This is a genomic window from Microbulbifer rhizosphaerae, from assembly GCF_014191725.1.
Lineage (GTDB): Bacteria > Pseudomonadota > Gammaproteobacteria > Pseudomonadales > Cellvibrionaceae > Microbulbifer > Microbulbifer rhizosphaerae.
This window is the reverse complement of the sequence record NZ_JACHWZ010000070.1, coordinates 1-1,505: the sequence shown is the minus strand read 5'-3', so window position 1 is coordinate 1,505 and position 1,505 is coordinate 1. Positions and strand designations below refer to the sequence as shown.

Annotated in this window: 1 protein-coding gene; it reads left to right on the top strand. The window is 61.6% G+C overall.

What is annotated here, in order from left to right; all coding sequences use genetic code 11:
• Window positions 1-100 precede the first annotated feature (100 nt).
• The gene (locus FHS09_RS22475) at window positions 101-1,231 is read left to right on the top strand and encodes an IS110 family RNA-guided transposase (protein WP_183464143.1); all 1,131 of its coding nucleotides are present in this window, start codon (window positions 101-103) and stop codon (window positions 1,229-1,231) included.
• The last annotated feature ends 274 nt before the right edge of the window (window positions 1,232-1,505 follow it).

Sequence of the window (1,505 nt, the reverse complement as noted above, 5' to 3'; positions counted from 1 at the left end):
TGTAGACATCATGGATTGACCTGCCCAGCCTCGACATCGTGGGTTATGTTTGGAGGCTGGAAAGAACCCTAAACACAGAGCCACATCGAGGGGGCAGGTCATGCAAGAGTTTAACAATATCTACGTCGGTTTGGATGTTCACAAGAACAGCATTGCGGTTGCCGTGGCCCGGGAAGGGCGGGGCAACCCGGAGTACCTGGGAGAAATTGCGCACGACAGCGCCTCCATCCGCAAGCTGCTCAAGCGCTTGAGCCCCAATGGTGAGGTGCTGAACGTCTGTTATGAAGCGGGCCCCACCGGCTACGGGCTGTATCGCGAGCTGACAAGCCGGGGCCATGAGTGCGACGTGGTAGCGCCATCGCTGATCCCCCGCAAGCCGGGGGAGCGGCTAAAGACGGATCGCCGGGATGCCCAGATGCTGGCGCGCCTGCACAGGGCCGGAGAGCTGACCCCCGTGTGGGTTCCGGACCAGGAACAAGAAGCCATGCGCGACCTGACTCGCGCGCGGGAAGACATGAAAGCGATAGAGCTGAAGTCCCGCCAGCGACTGGGCGCCTTCCTGCTTCGGCACGGCAAGGTTTACCAGGGGAAGAGCCGCTGGACCCAGGCCCACTGGCGCTGGCTGGAGGCAGTGAAATTTGACAGCCGGGTACAGCAGATCGTCTTGCAAGAGTACATCGATGCGGTCAGTGCGGCCCAGCAGCGGGTAGAAGACCTGGAGAAGGTCATGCGCGAGGCCCTGCAAAGCTGGACACTGCAGCCGGTGGCGGAAGGCTTGATGGCCCTGCGGGGTGTCGACCTGGTGACCGCGATGACGATCCTGGCGGAGCTGGGAGACATCACCCGCTTCGAATCTCCCCGCCAGCTGATGGCCTACCTCGGTGTGGTGCCCAGCGAGCACTCCAGCGGAGAGACGCGTCGGCAAGGCGGTATCACCCGCACGGGCAACGGCCATGTTCGGCGGGTGCTGGTGGAGTCGGCGCACAGCTACCGCTACCCGGCGCGCAAGACACGCCACATACAGCGTCGGGCCGAGAAGACGCCAGAGGAGATACAGGCCATAGCGTGGGAAGGGCAGAAGCGCTTGTGTGGTCGTTACCAGAAGCTGCTGCAGGCGGGCAAGCTGAAGAACGTCGTCGTCACAGCGATAGCCCGCGAGCTGGTGGGCTTTATCTGGGCGATCGCCTGCGAAGTGGCTGGCAAGCCGCACGGCAGCAAGGTACTGGCATGAGTTGGCGTCAGTGGTTTCGGGTCAGGGCATGGGAGGCCGGTGAGGAGAACCCTAGAAGCTCCTATGTGGCGCCCTTCGATCCCGGAGGGTGACCCACGACAGTAGAGAAAGGCAGCTCCGCGACGAAGTGAAGTCAGGTCGGTAACCAACCCACGCATATCAGAATGATCCACCGTCGCAAACAGCCTTTCATGTCCTGACCCGAAGCCACTGACAGAGAGGAACAACGGAAAATGCAGTGCCAATAGTTGACAAGTCAATCCATATCAGGAGC

Bases quoted from the DNA above. Each gene is read 5' to 3' on its own strand.
- FHS09_RS22475 (WP_183464143.1), top strand. From the start codon at position 101: ATGCAAGAGTTTAACAATATCTACGTCGGTTTGGATGTTCACAAGAAC.